The sequence below is a fragment of the Thermogymnomonas acidicola genome, assembly GCF_014646795.1.
Taxonomy (GTDB): domain Archaea; phylum Thermoplasmatota; class Thermoplasmata; order Thermoplasmatales; family Thermoplasmataceae; genus Thermogymnomonas; species Thermogymnomonas acidicola.
Genome location: NZ_BMNY01000001.1, coordinates 825,585 through 845,343, shown reverse-complemented (window position 1 = coordinate 845,343; position 19,759 = coordinate 825,585). Strand labels below are relative to the sequence as shown.

18 protein-coding genes and 1 riboswitch are annotated in these 19,759 nt (G+C 58.5%); of the genes, 4 read left to right on the top strand and 14 right to left on the bottom strand.

What is annotated here, in order from left to right; genetic code table 11:
- Nucleotides 1–214: 214 nt before the first annotated feature.
- Both IEW66_RS04305 and IEW66_RS04300 read right to left on the bottom strand, forming a co-directional pair.
- Nucleotides 215–1,318, bottom strand: a complete 1,104-nt coding sequence (locus IEW66_RS04305) for an aminotransferase class III-fold pyridoxal phosphate-dependent enzyme (protein WP_188680589.1) — start codon at nt 1,316–1,318, stop codon at nt 215–217.
- A 53-nt stretch (nt 1,319–1,371) separates the two neighbouring features.
- Entirely contained in the window at nt 1,372–2,796 is a 1,425-nt protein-coding gene (locus tag IEW66_RS04300) for an APC family permease (RefSeq protein WP_188680587.1), read from the bottom strand.
- Nucleotides 2,797–3,203: 407 nt separating this feature from the next.
- Here IEW66_RS04300 and katG point away from each other — a divergent pair, with 407 nt between their 5' ends.
- Together katG and IEW66_RS04290 are read left to right on the top strand one after the other, a co-directional pair.
- A complete protein-coding gene (gene katG / locus IEW66_RS04295) occupies nt 3,204–5,405 on the top strand; it encodes a catalase/peroxidase HPI (protein ID WP_188680586.1) in 2,202 nt (733 codons plus the stop codon).
- Between the two features lie 158 nt (nt 5,406–5,563).
- Nucleotides 5,564–6,529: a homoserine dehydrogenase gene (locus tag IEW66_RS04290; protein ID WP_188680585.1), complete on the top strand. Its 966-nt coding sequence runs from the start codon at nt 5,564–5,566 to the stop codon at nt 6,527–6,529.
- A 4-nt stretch (nt 6,530–6,533) separates the two neighbouring features.
- On the opposite strand, the gene IEW66_RS04285 is transcribed toward IEW66_RS04290, so the two are convergent.
- From IEW66_RS04285 to IEW66_RS04250, 8 genes are all read right to left on the bottom strand, one after another.
- Nucleotides 6,534–7,907: an aldehyde dehydrogenase family protein gene (locus IEW66_RS04285; RefSeq protein ID WP_188680584.1), complete on the bottom strand. Its 1,374-nt coding sequence runs from the start codon at nt 7,905–7,907 to the stop codon at nt 6,534–6,536.
- Between the two features lie 135 nt (nt 7,908–8,042).
- Nucleotides 8,043–8,231: a hypothetical protein gene (locus tag IEW66_RS04280; RefSeq protein ID WP_075056301.1), complete on the bottom strand. Its 189-nt coding sequence runs from the start codon at nt 8,229–8,231 to the stop codon at nt 8,043–8,045.
- Nucleotide 8,232: 1 nt separating this feature from the next.
- A complete protein-coding gene (locus IEW66_RS04275; RefSeq protein WP_188680583.1) occupies nt 8,233–9,030 on the bottom strand; it encodes a sulfide-dependent adenosine diphosphate thiazole synthase in 798 nt (265 codons plus the stop codon).
- 20 nt (nt 9,031–9,050) lie between these two features.
- Nucleotides 9,051–9,156: riboswitch (TPP riboswitch) on the bottom strand.
- Between the two features lie 19 nt (nt 9,157–9,175).
- Nucleotides 9,176–9,811, bottom strand: a complete 636-nt coding sequence (locus IEW66_RS04270; protein WP_188680582.1) for a precorrin-2 dehydrogenase/sirohydrochlorin ferrochelatase family protein — start codon at nt 9,809–9,811, stop codon at nt 9,176–9,178.
- The gene (locus IEW66_RS04265; RefSeq protein WP_188680581.1) at nt 9,786–10,493 is read right to left on the bottom strand and encodes a uroporphyrinogen-III C-methyltransferase; all 708 of its coding nucleotides are present in this window, start codon (nt 10,491–10,493) and stop codon (nt 9,786–9,788) included. The genes IEW66_RS04270 and IEW66_RS04265 overlap by 26 nt, the downstream gene beginning before the upstream one ends.
- 13 nt (nt 10,494–10,506) lie before the next feature.
- Nucleotides 10,507–12,342, bottom strand: a complete 1,836-nt coding sequence (locus IEW66_RS04260) for a nitrite/sulfite reductase (protein WP_188680580.1) — start codon at nt 12,340–12,342, stop codon at nt 10,507–10,509.
- Between the two features lie 101 nt (nt 12,343–12,443).
- A complete protein-coding gene (locus IEW66_RS04255) occupies nt 12,444–13,568 on the bottom strand; it encodes a sulfate adenylyltransferase (protein WP_188680579.1) in 1,125 nt (374 codons plus the stop codon).
- Nucleotide 13,569: 1 nt separating this feature from the next.
- Nucleotides 13,570–14,283, bottom strand: a complete 714-nt coding sequence (locus IEW66_RS04250; protein ID WP_188680576.1) for a phosphoadenylyl-sulfate reductase — start codon at nt 14,281–14,283, stop codon at nt 13,570–13,572.
- Nucleotides 14,284–14,319: 36 nt separating this feature from the next.
- Between IEW66_RS04250 and IEW66_RS04245 the strand changes: the two genes are divergently transcribed.
- Nucleotides 14,320–15,366 carry a phosphosulfolactate synthase gene (locus IEW66_RS04245; RefSeq protein WP_306789759.1) on the top strand — a complete coding sequence of 349 codons (1,047 nt, stop codon included), beginning with the start codon at nt 14,320–14,322 and terminating at the stop codon, nt 15,364–15,366.
- 34 nt (nt 15,367–15,400) lie between these two features.
- Here the strand turns inward: IEW66_RS04245 and IEW66_RS04240 are convergent, their stop codons facing one another.
- The 3 genes from IEW66_RS04240 to IEW66_RS04230 are packed head-to-tail and all read right to left on the bottom strand — an operon-like array spanning nt 15,401 to nt 17,573.
- Nucleotides 15,401–16,600, bottom strand: a complete 1,200-nt coding sequence (locus IEW66_RS04240; RefSeq protein ID WP_229657488.1) for an MFS transporter — start codon at nt 16,598–16,600, stop codon at nt 15,401–15,403.
- A gap of 3 nt (nt 16,601–16,603) precedes the next feature.
- A complete protein-coding gene (locus IEW66_RS04235; RefSeq protein WP_188680572.1) occupies nt 16,604–17,074 on the bottom strand; it encodes a peroxiredoxin in 471 nt (156 codons plus the stop codon).
- 58 nt (nt 17,075–17,132) lie between these two features.
- Nucleotides 17,133–17,573, bottom strand: coding sequence for a hypothetical protein (locus tag IEW66_RS04230; protein WP_188680570.1), 441 nt, complete (start codon nt 17,571–17,573; stop codon nt 17,133–17,135).
- 315 nt (nt 17,574–17,888) lie between these two features.
- On the opposite strand from IEW66_RS04230, the gene IEW66_RS04225 reads away from it, so the two are divergent.
- Complete coding sequence (locus IEW66_RS04225; protein ID WP_188680568.1) at nt 17,889–19,007, top strand: class I SAM-dependent methyltransferase; 1,119 nt, start codon at nt 17,889–17,891, stop codon at nt 19,005–19,007.
- Here IEW66_RS04225 and IEW66_RS04220 read toward each other — a convergent pair.
- Nucleotides 18,945–19,724, bottom strand: coding sequence for a glycosyltransferase (locus IEW66_RS04220; protein ID WP_188680566.1), 780 nt, complete (start codon nt 19,722–19,724; stop codon nt 18,945–18,947). The two genes, IEW66_RS04225 and IEW66_RS04220, sit on opposite strands and share 63 nt — an antisense overlap.
- Nucleotides 19,725–19,759 lie beyond the last annotated feature (35 nt).

Genomic DNA, 19,759 nt, shown 5'->3' with positions numbered 1-19,759 from the left:
ATGAAGTGTGCTACTCCTAGCAGAGCGTCCAGGATAAAGTGGATTTGTACACTAGGGTGCTTACGCTGATTGAGAGTGTTTTGGCCGATCTACATTTTTTCTCTCATACAGGTTCAAATTTATCTTCATCTATTCAGAAATCCCACGTGTTCTCGTTTCATTTTAGAAAAGAATCTCAAAGCCCTCTGCAGGGTAGCCCACAGTGTTGCACCGTTCAATGTTCGAGCTCCTGCAGCGCCTCTTCCATCTCCCCGATTCCGGCCCTCAGGTTTTCCACACCTACGGTGAGTGGTGGGCATATCCTTACAGCGTCACTCATGGGAGTCGCAAACACCCCCCTTTCCATGAGCATACCGTGGAAGAGGGATGCCTCGTTTCTGCTGCTGAGACCTAAGCCCCTCACCAGGCCCATCCCCCTCAGCCTCCTCTTCAGGGCCTCCCCTGAACTGTCAATGATACGTGACCTGCTCTCTACACCCCTCAGAAATCTGGGTTCCGAAACAACTGATATGATATACCGCGCAACATGCAGTGCCATGACATTTCCGGCTGAAGAGCCGAAAGCCCCGTTCCTGAATGCACCCAGTACAGGTGATTCTCTCATGTGCCCATCGAATATAGCCATTCCGACAGGCAGGCCCCCACCCAAGGCCTTACCTATGACGAGGATATCCGGCCTGATGCCGAACCACTGGTAAGAGAACGGGCGGCCAGTCTTGCCGAAGCCGGTGTAGCACTCATCCACGCAGATCACCAGATCGGAAAAGTCCCTCCGGAGGTCCCTCAGGAAGGAATCGTAGACCTTCCTGAAGCCTCCCTCAGCCTGGACCGGTTCCACAATGATCGAGCGCGCGCCTTTCCTTACAAGGGCCTCCATTTCGCCCAGCACAGATTCGTCGTGCGGGAAAGGTATCTCAAATTCAGACCCGTATTTCAGCCTGTCAGTCTCCTTCTTCCTCATGAACTGGCCGGTGTTCCCGTGGTACCCTCCTTCCACGGTGACCACAGGGCCCAGTCCTGACATAACAGACAGGGCAGCGTCGCATGCCTCCGACCCGGAAGAAGTGAAAACGCAGGAAGCCCCGGGCATCCCGGACAGCCCCTCAATGCCACCAGCGACCTCTTCAGCGACCTTCGGAAACGAGACGGTGAGAGGATAGTGTATGAAGCCCTGCTTCATGCATTCGGATATTATTCTCATTACCTCCGGGTTCCTGTGCCCGAGTATGTTTGTGGACTCCGAGAAGTTGATGTAGCGCCTCCCGGCCTCATCGTATAGGAAATCACCCTCTGCCCCTGCAACTATCAGGGTTCTCACTCCCTTCCAGGTTACAGATTGCCCCTGGCAACACTGATTGAATTTTGCCCTCCCTATGCCGCCTGTTCAGCTGCTGTTTCCACATCGCTCTCTCCCAGGGGCACCTTGCGTTTCCTGTACGCGAAATAAATGCCAATGGCGTCCCAAACGGCCACTATCGGCGCGGCTAGCACAAACGGGTAAGCTATCCCGAGGAAGGTGTAGTAGAGTATTATGACTATGAAAGCAGACCCGATGGTTGGCCCAACGATATGCTTCACCACGCTGAGCTCCCTGAGCCTGCGCGTCAGGAAGGCAAGGGACTGGTTAACTGCCACGTGGTATATCAGGTTCGTGACTGTGAGGACTGTGGCCCATATCACGACTGCGTAGAAAAAGCCGGTCAGGACTCCATAGTGGAGTACGAGGGGGACCTGTGTCAGGAGTATTGCAGCCAGTGCGAAGGCGAGAACTACGATTGACGCTTTGTGTGGGCTCCTGTACCTGGGGTGTATCTCAGAGAGGAATTCGGGCAGGATTCCGTCCCTACTGAGCGAGTAGAGGATCCTCTCAGCAGCGTTCCCGAATGTCAGCGGCGATGTGATCTGGCCCAGCAGGGCTATGACCAGCACCACCAGCGCAAACACGAGGCCGGCAAACCTGTCGGTCACAATAAGGGCCGGGGCGTATGTGCCAGCAAGAGAAGAGAGGTCTGACCTGGGAACGCCCACGGTTATTGCGTACATCATGAATGTTTCGAAGACGCCCGCGATGAGTATGGACGTAACTATTGCCTTTTTCATAGTGCCCTTTGAGAACTTCGCCTCTTCACTGAAGTGCACCACTGCGGAATAGCCGATGTAAGCGGTGAGCGGCCCTGTCACCATGCCTATGAAGAAACCGCTGAGCCCACCGCTGGAGTTGGATATGTTGAATGCACCGAGGGTATTGTAGTGCGTGTGTGCCACTATTATTATCCCTGCTGCGGTTATGAAGATGAACTGGGCGGCACCCACAGCCATTGCTATCAGTGCGGAGAGCCTGATGCCGAAGTAGCTCAGCAGGAACACGTACACTATGACCGCGATGCTGGCAAGGAAGGGCAAGAACGCAGGCAGTGTCACGTTGAAGAGTGTGCTGGCTGTTACGGGTATGAGCCACCCGAAGACCGTGGACGAGATTATGACAGGGCACATCTGGGCTATGAACTGGTCCCACGCAACCGCCCGGGATGCCACCGCACTTCCCGTGCCCTTCTGCACGAATTTGTAGAAGCCGCCCGCGTTCACGACCTTTGTGGAGAATATGTAGACCGCTATGACGTTGAAGAACATGAGTGCAGTCCCCAGGACAAAGGTGAGCGGGGCAGCCTCACCGGCAAATGTGAGTGCGGTTGTGGAAGAGATTATGTAAATGCTGCCAGGAAAGATGGCCACAACCGAAAGGAAGACTATTGACCAGAAGCCAAGGACGCCCCTTGGCAGGCTCTCCGTTGCCATGCACACTGCTAGCAACTGGCAGTATTTAAATATTGCCTGGCCGCTTCCCCATGAACTACATGTGGTTTCCATGGCAACTCGTTATCCCGCGATTACATCCCTTATCGCCTCCGGAATTTTTCGCGGTGAACCTACCGGCAGGCCCCAGTGCTCCAGCATGCCAGGCGGAATGCCCCCTGTGTGCTCCACCATACTGGCCTGGCCAGCAAACTCATGTGTGGGTAGAGATCCAGGCAGTGGGCCCGGAGTGAAATGCTGCATGGGCCCGGGCATGCCAAACGTTCTCCCGGGTGCCCCCGCTATTTCCCTCACATGCCATTTTTAGTTAACCCAATTTTTAGTTTATCCAATACAAATTAGTAATCATTATTAACTACTATCTTATATCTATTAAGAGTTGATTTACAATGGAAGGAGGAGTGGGTAAGTACAGGGGGAGGGGGCTGGAGGACTGGTGGCCGGAGAGGCTCGACCTCAGGGTCCTGAGGCAGAACTCCACTGAATCTGATCCGTTCAGGGGCCAGCTGGACTACGCCAGGGAGTTCCTGGGCCTCGACCTGGAGGAGGTCAGGAGGGACATAGTGAAGGTCATGCACCACTCGGTTGAATGGTGGCCGGCCGACTTCGGCAGTTACGGGCCGCTCTTCATAAGGATGGCATGGCATGCTGCGGGCACCTACAGGGTGACTGACGGCAGGGGTGGCGCAGGCCATGCCCAGCAGAGGTTCCCACCGGTGAACAGCTGGCCCGACAATGTCCTCCTCGACCGTGCCAGGAGGATACTGTGGCCGGTGAAGCAGAAGTACGGGAGGAAGCTGTCCTGGGGAGACCTCATGGTCCTTGCTGGCAACACTGCGCTGGAGGACATGGGGTTCAAGACCTTCGGCTTCGGCGGAGGCAGGACTGATGTGTACGAGCCGGATCTTTCCGTTTACTGGGGGCCTGAGGGGAAGTGGCTCTCAGATGAGAGGCACACTGGCGAGGGCGACCTCATGGAGCCACTGGCAGCGGACCACATGGGCCTCATATACGTTAACCCGGAAGGGCCTGGCGGGAAGCCGGATCCGAGGGAGGCGGCGAAGTACATAAGGCAGACGTTCGCAAGGATGGCCATGGATGATGAGGAAACGGTCGCGTTAATTGCCGGCGGGCACTCCTTTGGAAAGACACACGGTGCGGGGCCCCTTAGCCACCTGGGCCCGGAACCGGAGGCGGCACCTATAGAGAACCAGGGCATAGGCTGGGTCAGTTCCTACGGCAGCGGCAAGGGGGACGATACGATTGCAGGCGGGCCTGAAGTGACGTGGACGGAGACGCCGACGAGCTGGAGCATGGGCTTCCTGCAGAACCTCTTCAGATACGAGTGGGAACTGGAAAAGAGCCCGGCAGGGGCCTGGCAGTTCGTGGCGAAGGATGCGGAAGAGAGCATACCGTATGCCCATGACCGGTCCAGGAAGAGGAAGCCCAGGATGCTCGTCACAGACCTCGCCATTAGGTACGACCCGGACTACGAGAGGATCGCAAGGTATTACCTTGAGCACCCGGACAGGTTCGAGGAGGCATTTGCCAGGGCCTGGTTCAAGCTCACCCACAGGGACATGGGGCCTAAGACCAGGTACCTGGGGCCCTGGGTGCCACGTGAGGACCTGATATGGCAGGACCCTGTTCCGGAAGTGGACCATGGGCTTGTTGGCAGTGAGGAGGTCAGGGAGCTCAGGAGGAAGATCCTTGACTCCGGGCTCAGCACCAGGGACATGGTGTACACGGCCTGGTCCTCAGCGGCCACGTTCAGGGGCAGCGACTACAGGGGAGGCGCCAACGGGGCCAGGATACGCCTGGAACCCATGAGGAGCTGGGAGGTGAACGAGCCCGGGAACCTTGCCAGGGTGCTCGGTGTCCTGGAAAGCGTCAGGAATGAGTTCAACGGCCAGATGAAAAATGGTATCAGGATATCCATGGCAGACCTCATAGTGCTGGCAGGGAACGTCGCTGTGGAGGAAGCCGCCAGGGCTGCAGGGTATAACATATCCATTCCATTCGTACCGGGCAGGACAGATGCCAGGCAGGAGCAGACAGACGTGAACAACATTGCTGTCCTGGAACCCAGGGCTGACGGCTTCAGGAACTACAGGGACCCTTCGTACATGGAGGGTGTGCCCGACGAGTTCCTCCTGGTTGACCGTGCGAACCTCCTGACACTCTCGGTGCCAGAGATGGCAGTGCTCGTTGGTGGCATCAGGGTGCTGGGCGCCGTCCATGCGAACTCGGGCCTGGGCGTGTTCACCTCAAGGCCAGGAGTGCTCACCAACGACTTCTTCGTGAACCTCCTGGACATGGGCATTGAATGGAGGCCAACCAGCGAACTCAGGACTGAGTTCGAGGGCATTGAGTGCGGATCGGGAAAATTGCTCTACAGGGCCTCGCGCGTCGACCTGGTCTTCGGATCGCACTCAGAGCTCAGGGCAGTATCGGAGGTCTACGCGAGCAAGGACGGAGGGGAGAAGTTCGTGAGGGACTTCGCCGCGGCCTGGAACAGGGTCATGATGCTTGACCGCTTCGACCTGGCGAGGAGGGCCCCTGTGGGAGGTAAAGGCTTGGGGAATGCTTGAGTGCCATGCTGCCATGGCAGCATGGGGCATTCACAGGCACCCATCTCTTCATATGGCCTCTCCACCGCGGGGCATGATGCATCACACTTTCCATTCCCTGCGACCGTGAGGGCAGTACGGTTCGCAAGTTTGAATAGCCCATCATCCATGTTTTCATGATGGCCCACAGGACACACAGGATAATGGTCATAGGCTTCGGCACCGTCGGTCAGGGGTTCTACGAGCTCTTCAACGCGAAGAGGAGGGCCCTGGGCCTGGAGGGCTCGAGGATCACAGAGATCGTGGACATGAGGTTCGGGTACACTAACATGACGGACGAAAGCCATGTGAGGGAATACCTGGGGAACGTTGACAGGACAATATCCTCATCGGACGTGGTTGAAAGGATCAAGGCGTCCGATGCGGACATAGTGTGCGAGTTCACATGGGTTAACTACAGGGACGCTGAACCGGCCTTCTCTTACATGAAGGCTGCACTGGAGAGCGGGAAGCACGTCATAACAACGAACAAGGGCCCAATAGCCCTGAGGTACAGGGAGCTCATGCACATTGCAAGCGAGAACGGGAGGAAGGTGAGGTTCAAGGGGACCGTAATGGCAGGAACGCCGTCATTCAACATCCTCGACCTCCTGCCCGGCGCCAGGCCAGTGAGGGTAAGGGGCATACTGAACGGCACCACGAACTACATACTCACCAGGATGTCCGAGGGACTGAGCTACAGTGATGCCCTGAAGGAGGCCCAGTCCAGGGGCTACGCGGAGGCCGATCCCACCAACGATGTGGACGGCTTCGACGCTGCGGCGAAGGCTGCCATAATATCCAGCGTCTTCGGCTGGGACCACCCCATGGACAGGATCAGAGTGGAGGGCATAAGGAACATCACAGCGGAGGAAGCGGCATCCGGGACGAAGCTCCTCGTGTACGCTGACAGGGACGAGGCCTGGGTCAGGCCGCAGGTGCTGGATGATGGAGACGTCCTCAGGCACGTGAAGGGCGTGATGAACGCCATTGAGATCGAGACCGACACGCTCGGGAAGATATACAGCATGGGGCCTGGGGCCGGCAAGATCGAGACTGCTCAGGCAGCACTCACCGACCTTGTCAGCATATCCAGGTCAGAGTGATTGTTCACTTCCTGAATATTGCAAGCTTTATCTCGGTCATCTCCTCAACAGCGAACCTCACGCCCTCCCTGCCTATGCCACTCATCTTCATGCCCCCGAATGGCATCGTGTCGACCCTGAAGTCTGACGTGTCGTTTATCAGCACTGCGCCGTATTCGAGCCTCTCGACCAACCTCATGGCCGTGCCCAGGTCAGAGGTGAAAACTCCAGCCTGGAGGCCGTACGGTACTGAATTGGCAAGGCCCACCGCTTCATCAGCGTCCCTGAACCTCTCCACAACGGTGACAGGCCCGAATACCTCGTCTCTCCACACCCTGGCCTCCCTCGGGACGTCAACAAGCACTGTCGGCATGTATATGGCCCCTTCCCTTCTCCCGCCGGTGAGGGCCTGCGCGCCCATCTTCTCCGCCTCCATGACCCACTCCTCAACCCTCCTTGCCTCGCCCTCGGTTATCATGGGCCCTATGTCCGTGTCCTCATCGAGGGGATCTCCAACCCTCAGCCCCATGGCCCTCTCGACCAGAGCGTCGGTGAATTCGTCCGCTATGCTCTCCTCAACGAGGAGCCTCTGTGCGTGGATGCAGTTCTGGCCCTGGGACTCGAAGGCTGCGTCCACTATGTCGTCCAGGTGCTCCCTCCATGCCGACCCATCGAACACTATGACGGGGGAGTTGCTCCCCAGCTCCATGGAGTACTTCTTGATCCCCCCGGCCCTCACGAGCGACCTCGCTGCCTCGATCCCACCGGTGAAAGTGACCTTCTTGATCTCGCTGCTCCCGAGCAGGAACTTCACCGCATTGGATGAGCCACCGGCTATGACGTTCTGGAAGGCCCCATCCGGAAACCCGGACTGCCCGAAGGCCTCCTGCAGCCTGATGGAGGATAGGGGTGCCAGGGTAGTTGGCTTGTTTATTATGGAGTTGCCGGCTGCCAGGGCGGGGCCCACCTTGTGCGCAACAAGGTTCAGCGGGTCGTTGAAAGGTGTGATGGATAGGACAGGGCCGATGGGCACCCTGACGAAGTAGGCGAACCTGCCCTCGCCCCTCGGCTCCACGTCGAATGGCACGGTCTCGCCGTGTATCCTCATGGCCTCGTCGCCCGATGAGCGTATTGTGAACTCAGCCCTCCTGACCTCCTTCCTGGCGTACCTGATGGGCTTCCCTGCCTCCATTGATATTGTCCTGGCGAACTCCACCTCCCTGGACCTCAGGTATTCTGACACGGAGTAGAGGCAGTCCCTCCTCCTGTACGCTGGCATCGATGAGACTTCCCTGAAGGCTCTCACCGCTACCCTCAGGGCCTCCTCCGCCCCGGCCAGGTCAGTGTCCTCTATTTCTGCTATCTCCTCACCGGTGTACTTGTTTCTAACAGTGACCATGTCTGTGGGGATTATCGGTGTTTAAGCCTATCTACTTTTGTGTATACATATTCCTCACGGGTGCCGGGGAAGCGGTAAACCCTTGCAGGCACCGGCGCCCCGCTGCTTGCCTTAAAAAATGAGGGAACCACGGGTTCAGGCTATCTGCTCCTGCCTCCTGAGCCACGCAGAGGCCCAGACCCTGTAGCACTGCATGCTGCAGAAGGCCTTGGGCTTGTTGTTGCAGCAGGTCCTTATGAAGATCGCCCTGTCGTTCGGCACCGTGCGGCCGCACTTCTCGCACCTGACAACGCCGTTCCTCTGTACATCAATGCGGAAGGGCAACTCACTCACCCCTCAGGTCCCTGATTATTATCCTGGCGGCCTTGCGGCCGGAGAGGAGCATCGCACCGAATATGGGCCCCATTCTAGGGAGGCCATGGACCTCAGACACTGCCATGCCAGCACAGTATAGGCCCGGTGCCACCCTGCCAGTCTTCTCCACCACCTGCCTCTCGGATGACGAAGAACTTGCAGACTTCTCACCCACTGGCAGTATGTTGAGCTCCGGCACCTTCCTTGAGGCCACAGACACTATCTCTGCATCATGGCCCGTTGCGTCCAGAACCGCTGATGTTTTCAGGAACAGGGGATCGGTGTGCAGCGAGGCCATCTGCGATGCTGTCCACTCTATTGCAACGCCCGCAACCCTGGGACCGTCCTCCCTGAACACTATGTCATCGACTGTGACACCGTGAAGGAACCGCACGCCAGCGTCTATGGCCGCGTTGGCCAGCCTGATCATAAGTTCAGACGAGTCTACTGTGGCCACGCCCTCCCCTCGCCTTTTGTACCTGCAGCCTATATCGTCCAGTATCTCCGTGGCCGGCTCTTCTATGACCAGTGTTGGCAGGTGCATGGCTCCGCCACCCATGCCCCCGCCGAAACTCAGCCTCCTCTCTATGAGCACCGTCTTCAGGCCTGCCCTGGAGGCATAGATGGACGCCGTGAGCCCTGAGGGCCCAGCACCTACGATTACAAGGTCGGTAGTTATTATGTCCCTCAGGAACTCCAAACTCTCCTCAAGGATGCACTGGCTTATCAGTGCCTCATCCACTTCCACTATGTCCTCTCTTTCCACCATTCCACAGTCTCCTGACCTGGAACAGCTCCAAAAGACACTCCCTCCGCCGGTATTACCCGGATCAGGTTCAAAGGGTCGGCCGCATGCGGCCTCTCAGCCTCTTTCGAAGCGCCCCCGGTCACATGCTGATTTTCCAGACGGCATATTAACTTTGCCCAACATGGCAAGGGGCGCTCCCTTTCCCACGTTCATGTAGCACCTGCCTGACCCTCTCCATGCAGAACTCCCTGGCATCTTCCAGGCGCCCCGCCTCGACCATGGCCCAGAACCGGCTGTCCGAGAGGATGTCACGCATCAGAGGCCTGGTATTGAGGCCCATCTCCCTGATCCTTTCCCTTGTGAAGGCGAGGACAGGCAGGGCCCTCGATGCCACCTGCACCTCACTGTCGATCCTGTCCCTGATGTGGACGGATAGGGATGGAACAAGGCCATCAGTCGATACCGAAACGGTGAGGTTTCCGTGCCTGGACACCGCCGGGAATACCACACTGCCGTCCAGGCTGTCCACGGTGTTGCACGGTATCCCCTTCTCCCTGCACACCACTGCTATGGCCCTGTCCAGGTCAGCCCTGCCGGTGTGCACAACGACGATGGCCGCGCCCCTAACAGCCCCCCTTACGTCCTCAACCACAGAGCCCACGCCTTCCACTCCGGGCACATAGAGGTCCACCACTGCACCGGCATCAAGCAGCTGCCTGATCCTCTGTGCAGTCAGTGCGTTGAGGCCGAACACGACGGCCCTTCTACCTCCGACATCAAGCATCAGTGGCAGGTACGCCATTCAGTGACCCCCAGAGAGATACCGTTGGGCCCACAACCAACATTGAAGGCGAGGGATATTCGCGGTCGGTAGAGGCAAATGTGCGCAGGGTTCCACGGTGCACCTCCTGGCCTGGTTCAGTGCCCCTCGTGATCACAGCCGCAGGCATGCCTGGGTCCATGCCGCCATCCATGAGATCCCTGGAGACCCTGGCCACTGACTTGCCTGACATCAGGACCACCAGGGTGCCATCGAAACTGCCAAAGCGCCTCAGGTCAGCACCCCTGCCCCCGGAGGTTACGGCTGTGGTCACAGCGAACGAAGAGGAGAGCCCCCTGTAGGTCAGCGGTATCATGGAGGAGCACGCAGCACCGTTCACAGATGAGACGCCGGGTATGACCTCGTACTCCACGCCACTCCTGTGCAGGTACTCGACCTCCTCCCAACCCCTGCCGAACATGAATGGGTCACCGGCCTTGACCCTGCACACCGTGCCGGAGCGTGACCAATCCACCATCGATGCTAGGGATTCCATGAACCCCAGTTCATCCACGCAGACACATTTAGCGGCTGCCGGAAAAGTTTCCCTTATCTCCCTGCTGATCAGCCTGTCGTAGACAATGTAACTGGAGGAAGCTATCGCCCTGGCCGCCCTGATGGTCAGGAGTCCAGGGTCACCTGGCCCAGCGCCAACAATGTACACACGGCCCATACCCTCATGCCTCCCTCCTGAGCGCTTCCCTGTAGAACAGGTAACCCTCCAGCCTCTCCGGCATCTCCACCGGCACCATCAGGTCAGAAGTCCTCGGGTCCCTGCGCAGCGCGTCGATTATGAACTGGCTTCCAACCCTGCTGAAGAACCTGCCAGGGTCCTCTTTCCCGTCTGAGTTGCCCAGGTAAAGGTCTATCAGCGCCGCGGTGCAGTCCGCGAGCCTATGCACTGGGACCATCTGGAGATAGAACTTTCCCTCTCCATCGATGAGGGGCATGCCTAGGCCGGAGCCGTCAGAGGTTCCGCCCAGCTTGAGCATGTACCGGTCCCTGCCCGTGCCTATCCAGCCTATGGCCTTCCTGGCAGGCATGGAGCACTGGGCCAGGCAGCCAGATATGCCGATCCCGATGCCGGTGTTTCCGTACTTTGCTTCGAGCATGTCTATGAGGCGTGGCTCCAGCCTCTCCGAATCCGTGAAGGATATCCTGCAGGTTGGAAGGCCCACGCATGCAATCGAACTCTCACGCATCCTGCTCACCGGCCTGCCGTTCCTCTTTCCATAGCCATGGGAACCGATTATGGCCTCGAATTCCCCCAGGCGGTCCACAGGGATATTAGATACGATTATCCCCTGCCCGGGCGTGATGTACAAGCGCACTCCGGTCCCCGTGTACGTTTGTGCTATGTGTTTCATCATGGTCTTGAGCCTACCGTTAGGGCCGTCGATGATGCGGCCGTTCTCGATGAAGAGGCCGTAGTGCACCCTGTCACCGTCAGTGACTGGCCCTATATGCCTCTCCAGGCCGTCCAAGTTGGAGATGGTGCTTGGCCCCAGCTCCACACCTCTCTCGGAGAGCCTTTCCCGAAGCCACTGGAGGCCCATTGAGTACACAAGGTACTTGAACCTGGCCCAGTGCCTGTTCTTCCTGTCTCCGTAGGCCTCGAATATGGAGGCAAGGGCGTCAAGGCAGGGGATGAGGCCGTCCTCTTCAATAGTGCCCAGAGGCAGGGCCAGGGCGGAGAAGGTGGCCCTGCCCTGGTTCTCGCCCATGCCGCCACCCACGAAGACCTGGAAGGTGCCTGGCCTCCCGATTACAGGCACGATCCCTATGTCGTTCGTCCTCACGTCAACGCAGTTGTCATATACAAGCATGCCGTTGACGCGCCGCGCGGTGGCCACGGCGATCTTGAACTTCCTGGGCATAAGGTTATCGGGGTAGGAGTGGCCCTCCTGCCCCTGGCCCTCCAGTGGTATCTCAAAGACCTCCAGGTAAAGGCGGGATGGGAGCCTGAAGTGTTCCGCTATCCTCCTGGCCAGTGAGTTGTGATCGATGGCATCGCCAGACAATACCAGGGGGCAGGCCTTGGTGTTCCTCACGTTGTCACCGCAGCCGTTGAGCGTCAGGAAGCCTGAAGAGCAGATCTCCCTTATGCATTCCACCAGGTCCGCTTTCCTCACCCAGTGGAGCTGTATGTCCTGCCTGGTGGTCAGGCGCAGTGATGGCTCAGGGGTACCGGTGTAGGCATCAGAGACAGTGTACCTGTTGGATATGGCGTCCAGTTTCAGCCATGCCTCCAGGTCTATGGGGCCACCGCCGGGGACCGGGATGCGCACCATGTACATGTGTTTCCTCTCGCCCGGCCTCATGTCCCTGTGGAACTGGGTGTATATGCCGAATGACTTCGCCACGTCGGAGACCTCGCCCTCAAGGTCGTCAGGGGACGACATGGCGTAGGAGAGACCCATGAGGTCCTCCGTGAGTCCGGATGTCCTGATCTTGGCCCTCTCAACACTGGAGTACTCCTCTTCCGGCGTCTGGAAATGCGGGCTGAATACCATCGGCCCCGTATGTGGTAAGCGGTAACAAGCATCTGGGTATGCGCATTAATTGCACAAGTCTAAAAATCTAAATTAATGTAACCTGGATCGGTGGCATAGAATCAGACATCACCGCCCCTGAACGGGTTGCCGTACGAGGCAACTGCTTCGTACACCTCCCGCCTCATGATGTTCTCATCAGGCACAGATCCGCGCTCGATACTGTTCCGTATCATGGTGCCGCTGAACCTCTGCCTCTTGTCCTCCCCGTGGCCGCAGTCCATCTCCGTAACAAGGGAGCCACATGCCCTGCAGTAGAAGACCTCGCTGGCCCTGATTATCTCTATCCCCAGGTCAAGCGCCTCCATGGCCTCGATTGCCTCGTAAGGTCCGTAGTAGTTTCCGACACCGGCATGGTCCCTGCCGACGATGAAGTGCGTGCAGCCGAAGTTCCTCCTGATAATCGCATGCAGCGTGGCCTCCCTGGGCCCTGCGTACATCATCTCGTAGTGCAGCGGGCTCATCACCACCCTGTCCCCGGGGTAATAGGAACGGATGAGCCGCCTGTAAGATTCGATTATGACCTCGTCCCTGTAGTCCCCAGGCTTCTTTGTGCCAACGACAGGGTTTATGAAGAGGCCGTCGCACATGCGCAGTGCCATCCTCTGCAGCTCCTCGTGCCCCCTGTGGGGGACATTGCGCGTCTGGAACCCAGCCACCGTCTTCCACCCCATTGACCTGAAATACCGCAACGTGTCCTCGGGGAACATGGTTATGTCCCTAAAGGGGAGCCCAGGGTCTGATGCAGAAATTAGAGAGAGGGCTAGGGCATACGGCCCTGAGCGCACGACCCTCCTGACGCCCGGGTGATCAGGTGAGTCTGTCCTGAACACTCCGGAGCAGTAGGCCTTCAGGTCCAGTGTGAACCTCTCCACCACCCTGGCCAGTGCCACCGGGCGCCCGTCCATGGAAAGGTTGATCTCGTCGCCCTCGCGCACCTTCGACCAGTGCTCCATGCTGGTCTGGAAGACCACAGGCATGCCCCATGCCTGCCCGTCTGGCAGGCGCCAGTCCCTGATCACCGAACACACTGTCTGGCTGTCCATGAAACCGGCCAGGGGCCTGAGGGCCCCATGCTTCATGTTCGTGACCAGCACTGCCGTGGCCCTGTCCACAGGGATGGTCTCTGCCCCATCATCCCCCCTGATGTCTGGGATCAACTGGCTCCACTGCAGGCAGCGGTCCATGCTAGCGCCCTCCCAGCCTGAAGTCCGCAGGCACCCAGCCAGTGTGCAGGCCACACTCCTTCACACCGCTCTCCCACCACCACCTCCCTGCCCTCTCGTCCTCTCCCTCCCGGACTGCCCGCGTACAGGGGGCGCAGCCTATGCTCCTGTACCCCCTGTCGTGGAGTGCGTTGTACGGCACATGGTTTTCCCTTATGTATGCCCAGACCATCTGGTATGACCAGTCGGCAAGGGGGTTGAACTTCCACAGGCCGTGCACGCTGTCCCACTCCACCCTGGAGGTGTTGGCCCTGGCCTCCGTCTGGCCCCTCCTTATGCCCGAGACCCAGGCAGACCTGCCCTTAAGGGCTCTCTCGAGGACCCTGACCTTCCTGACGTAGCAGCAGAGGTGCCTCTTCTCCGCAGAGTCGTAAAAGAGGTTCACCCCATGGCGCCTGACCATCTCCTCCACCTCCCCCGTGTCGGGGAAGTAGACCTTCACCCTTATTCCCAGGAACCTCTCCACCTCGCCAATCAGGGCATAGGTTTCCTCCGGGAGCCTCCCCGTGTCTATGGTGACCACCTCCATGCCCACCTCCATGGCGGACATCATGTGCAGTATCACCATGTCCTCAGCCCCCAGGGAGGTTGTGAATACGGAGGCATCACCGAACCTCTCCCACACCTCCCTGACCAGTGTGGGTGGTTCCAGGCCTTCCATGTCTTCGACCTGCATGCCACAGGCATCCCTGGCCGCCACTACAGCGTTTCCATGTGCGTATCCCAGATCAGAAATGTGCAGGATATACACATACCGAGATGGTTATTGCCAGCCCTGGATACACCTTTACCGGGCATGAACAGCAGTGTGTATGATGTGGGGCCCAGAGGTGTGGGGCTGAGCATGGTCATTGATAGGCTCGGTCCCATCGATATCGGTGTGCTTGGTGCGTTCAGGGAATACATAAATGTGGTCAAGATAGGCTGGACACTGCCCCTGGTTGCAGACAGGAAGTTCATGGGTGCAAGAGTGAGTGCAATGACCGGTGCGGGCCTGAGGCCTGGCATGGGAGGGACGGCACTTGAGATCCTGGCACAGAAGGGCAGGCTGGACGCCGGGTTCGAGGTGGTCCTCCAGCTCGGCTTCAGGGCCGTGGAGATCAGTTCTGGCATAACGGAGATGAGCTCGTACGACAGGAAGAGGATAGCGGAGTTTGCCAGGTCAAATGGCCTCTACCTCTCCGTGGAGGTTGGCAAGAAGAGGGAGAGGGAGCAGCTGTCCCTGAACGAGACCCTGGAAGCGCTCAACAGGGCAGCGGACCTGGAGCCTGACATGGTGGTCCTGGAGGGCAGGGAGACCGGCCTTGGCGTGGGCATATTTGACGAGAGGGGGAACATAAAGTGGGACTGGGTGGACGCCATAGAGGAGGGCTCAGGAAAGTGCCCTCTCATGTATGAGGCCCCCCAGGAGAGGCAGCAGGTCGAGCTCATATCCAGGCTCGGCCCTGGCGTCAACCTGGGCAACATCGCCCCTGCATCCCTCCCTGCCATGGTGACCCAGAGGCTCGGCATGAGGGGCGATACCTACAGGCTTGACATCTCGTCCGCCAGAGTCAGGGGTTCGCCGGCGGACAAGTTCGTCTATTACGTGGTCTGCACCCTCCCTTCGCCGGACCAGGCTGCCATAGTGAGCGCCACCGGCCTCGGGAGGAGGACCGTGCAGAAGTCACTGAGGGCACTCATTGCTGATGGCCTCATCACGGAGCACAGGGTAAGTGACGACATGAGGAAGAGGGTATACAGGCCCAAGGGTGCCTGATCCGGGCCGCAGGCCCCCACCAGGATCGCTGGGGTCACCCCTGTGTACCTGCGGCGCCCCTCTCCGGCATGCCCTGCAGTGACCTTATGGACGCCGCGAGTGCAACTGCAATGGCGGCCACCACGGGCATCAGTGCGGCGAAAGAGAGCCTTATGCCTATGTACGAGACGAGGAGGCCCAGGAGGAATGGCAGCGCAGAGGACAGGATCATCATCACTGAGAAGAAGAGGCTGTTTGCGGCGGCCCTCCCGCTCTCATCGAAGGTCCTTGAGAGCTGGACCACAGATACAGGGTACGTCAGGCCGTGGGGGACACCGAGGATGAGGAAAGATGAGACGAGCATGTAAGAGTCCCTGGATATGAACATCATGAGGAGGCCCAGGAGAGTGAGGGCGACAGATGATGCCATTATCCTGGCAAGCCTCGATGGGGGCCTCAGTGAGAGGGCGAGGCGACCGAGCATGGAGGTGGCGAAGAAGGCGGAGAAGAGGAGCGTGGCGGCCGAGACGGTATAGTGGAAGTACTCCTCAGCATAGATCCCTCCGAACGTCAGGATGAAGGCAAACGGTATGTTGTATGTCATGATGTTCAGCACTGAGACCCTGAATCCCGGGTTCCTCCAAACTCCCCTCGTATCCGGCCTTTTCCCCGTCTCTTTGGGGAAGGCGATCAGGAAAGAGAGGGCTGCAGCGACCACAGGGAATACCTCGAAGTAGAGGAACGATTCCCTAATGCTCATGGACCTCAGGAGGTAGCCTTCCAGGGCAGGGCCGGCGACGAGGGATATGCTCAGCGTCAGTGTGTAGAGGGACAGGAGCCTCTCCCTCTGCAGCCTGTCAGGGAGGAGGGAAGCAGAGGTGATTATGTTCGGCATGACAGAGCCCAGGGAGAAGCCCGCCAGGGACAGGACCAGCCATATGGTGTACCTGTCCACAAGGAAGAAGAAGGGGAAGGTGATGGCATAGAGGAAGGATGAGGCCACGAAGAGAGTGCGCCTTCCCGCAGAGGGGAGGCGTGCGTTGATGAAGGCGCTCATCACGAATGTGGTCAGGGAGGCGACCGCAGCGAGGGACCCGATCTCAAGCTCGCTCATGCCAAGGTAGTCCCTGGCGAGCAGCGGTACCTCAGTCTGGAACATGTTGTTGCTGGCCCTGACAGCCAGCGTCACCGGGACTATTATGGATAGCAGGTACCAGAATGTCAGTGTCCTGTTCGTGCCGGCCATCTCGTCCATCTGTCAGGCTGGGCTCTTTGCCCCTGCATCTATCCTCTTCAGGCCCTCTATGGCCTCCTTCACGTGCTGCCTGGCGTTCATCTGCGATTCATACGCATGGACTATGGTGCCGTCCTGCGCTATCACATAGGTTACCCTTCCAGGCAACAGGAGACCGCCCGCGTCGTAGGCCTTCCTCACCTTCTTCTCTGGGTCAGAGAGGAGGATGTGCTTCAGGTTGTGGTGCTCCTTGAACTTCCTATGTGATTCCACGGAATCTGAACTGACGCCCGCCACCACAGCACCAAGCTTCGTTATCTCGTCCCAGTTGTCCCTGAACTCGCAGGCCTCCGCAGTGCATCCAGGCGTCTCGTCCTTGGGGTAGAAGTAGAGGACGACAGGGCCCTTTGAAAGGAGCGAGGTAAGCGTTACATCCTGGTTGTTCTCATCCTTGAGGGTGAAGTCTGGGGCCTTGGTGCCCACCTTAAGAACCATGGCTAAACATCGATAGCCTGTATTTAACCTTAATAGTCCCTGCCACCCTTCAGCGGCCTCACGACTTGCTCCTGTACGCCACCACCGCCAGCCCCAGAGAGACCACGTAGATTGCAAAGAGGAGGTCGTACAGGCCTGGTATGTAGGAGAGCGTTCCCGGGTACTTCGTAACTCCGAAGAGGTACCTGGCGAACTGGAGGGGCGAGGAGAAGCCCACCATGGAGTATGTGGCTATGTCCGCTATCATGAAGAGAACCATGAAGAGGGACCAGGCAACAGACACTGCCCTCCAGACCTTTGAGCCCATGGCCAGTAGTATGCCGAAGCCTATCAGGCTCACTATGCCTGTTATGAGGAGGCCGTACCAGTGTATGAAGTAGGGCTTCACTGTGCCGAAGTCCGTCTGCAGGTTGTGGTCCGTGAAGAGTATCACGAGCGTGACTATGAACGCCACCAGGTAGACTATCGAGACGCCGAGGAGGTAACCGTTCCTTTCCATGTGCGATCATAGTGATAAACTGTATTTATAATTTTATATCTTTAAATAGATCACAATAAATACTCACTTGCCGGCCGGGGGCTAGATACGGGACAGCGGGGCTTCAGTGCATGAACTGTAGAATGCCATGGTGGTGGTCGGAGCCGGGGCCCATGGTGGGCCTTATCGAAAACTGAAGGGGACGACCCCTTCACTCATGAACCACCTGGACTCCGACACCCGGAAGGAGAGCGTCAGGAATGCGTACCGGGTGCCAGGGCCACCATGTGCCCTGGCCCGGCAAAGTTTATATCCCAGGGGCCCGCTGAGAACCATGTGATCCCCGAGCACGGTGTTGCCACCCTTGTGGCCGGAAAGGCCATACCTCTCGTTTACGTGAGGGAAGGTGGGTCTGTGTTCATAGGGGCTTCCAGGGGCAACGAGGAGTGGTTCAGGCAGGTCATGCTCTCTGGGAGCGCCCTTCTGGATCTGAATGGAAAAAGGGTCAGAATGAGGGCAACACTTGTGTCTGACCCAGATGAGAGGAGAGTGGTGGAGGGCCTGTTCAGGGCATGCTTCCCTGACAGGTTCAGCATGTGGTTCAGCGAGAGGACAAAGTGGGTGGCGATGAGTGAAGGCGCCCAGGGTGAGGGTGGTTACCTCCCCTGGGTCAGGGACGAGTTCGATGCCATAGCCTGGGACTATGACCGCCACATATACGGAAACTGGATCAACTCTTACCTCCGTGAGAGGTCGCTCGGGGTGCTCTCAGGTATCGTGAGGCCGGGGATGAGGGTGCTCGACATAGGCCCCGGAACGGGCACGGAAACGATACCGGTGCTTGAAATGGGTGCAGAGGTCACCGCTGTGGACATATCTGCGGGCATGCTCACAGTCCTCAGGAGCAAGGCTGAGTCCAGGGGCCTGGCCTCAAGGCTGAGGTGCTTAAATGGCCCTGCAGGCTATGTCCTCTCCGACCTTGCGGGCAAGGGAGAGACCTTCGACCTCGTGTATTCCACGTACGGAGCACTGAACTGCGAGCCAGACCTCCGGTCGGTTGCGCTCAACATCAGGGACTGCCTGAAGGAGGGTGGGATGTGCTTCATCTCTGTCTACAACAGGTTCTGCCTCTCCGAGGCCATAGCATCGGTGCTCAGGATGAAGGTATCGAGGGTTGTTGACAGGAGCAGGAGGTACATACCCCTTGGCCATTCCAGATTCTGCGTGGACATATTCTCCTATTCACTTGCCGAGGTCCTATCGTGCTTCCGGGAACACTTCAGGGTCGAGAGGGTGTTCGCCGTGCCTGCCCTGATACCGCCATCTGACTTTGCGGCATCCCTGGATGGAATGGTGGACAAGGGGAGGCTGAAGAAAATAGATGCTGCAGTATCAGGGCTGCCCCTCATCAGGGCCCTGGGGGATCATACCGCTGTCCTGATGAGGAGGCTCTGAGGGCCTCGGCCCCGCAGGGTATCTCCTGTAGTTCGCAAAGCCCCACAGCAGCCTGGCAGAAAATACCGGAAAGTAGAGGCCGTTTTTCATGCTCCTGGAGCCGGCTAGCATGAGGAACGAGGTGAAGACCGAGCTCGCCGCCTGCATGAGACTACCCCCTGACACCATCGCGGCCATGGCACCCTGCCACACCGGCCAGTCCCTGTTCGACCTGTGGTAGGCCCTGTGCACGTAAACGCCGGGCACATGTATAACCCTGAGGCGTTCCCGCCTCACGGCCCGCATGAGGTAGTATGTCTCCCTGCCGAAGCATGAGGTTCCCAGAAATGAGGATATTGCGACCTGCCTCGGCACAGCGGTGGCACACAGTGGAATACCGTAGAGGAAGGCGTTGGAAGTGCTGCACCCCACAACGACACTGCCCCCGTTGCCCTCGACCACTCTCTTGAATACCGGGCTGACTATCTCCACATCGCTGTCCACATAGACGACCGTAGGGCAGTCTGCGGAAGCAGATCCAATGTATGAGGCATAGCACAGGCCCCCTTCTTCACTGATCACCTCAGCCCCACGGGACCTCGCGATCTCCACCGTCCCGTCCGTGCTCCTGTGGTCCACAACAATGACCCTGTGCGGTCTCAGGTAGGTAGCGACCGATTCCAGGCAGCGTTCCAGTGTCCTGGATGAGTTGTAAGTCCTGACCACAACATCGTACATTTGAGGGCAATGGTTATAGGGGAAGTTCCCATATA